This is a genomic window from Citrobacter sp. Igbk 16, from assembly GCF_028069755.1.
Classification (GTDB): domain Bacteria; phylum Pseudomonadota; class Gammaproteobacteria; order Enterobacterales; family Enterobacteriaceae; genus Citrobacter.
On record NZ_JANEWJ010000127.1, the window covers coordinates 1 to 253 of the forward strand.

Annotated in this window: 1 rRNA gene; it reads right to left on the minus strand. The window is 45.1% G+C overall.

The features are described 5' to 3' along the window. Positions 1-75, minus strand: a 16S ribosomal RNA gene (locus NNO03_RS22690); the annotation flags it as partial. Positions 76-253 lie beyond the last annotated feature (178 nt).

Consider the following 253-nt stretch of genomic DNA (forward strand, 5'->3'; position numbering starts at 1 on the left):
GTGCTACCGTTCGACTTGCATGTGTTAGGCCTGCCGCCAGCGTTCAATCTGAGCCATGATCAAACTCTTCAATTTAAGTTTGATGCTCGTGAATTAAACTTCGTAATGAATTACGTATGTTCACTCAGAGACTTGGTATTCATTTTTCGTCTTGCGACGTTAAGAATCCGTATCTTCGAGTGCCCACACAGATTGTCTGATAAATTGTTAAAGAGCAGTTGCGACGCGCTTTAGCGCTCTGTCGCGAGGTGGC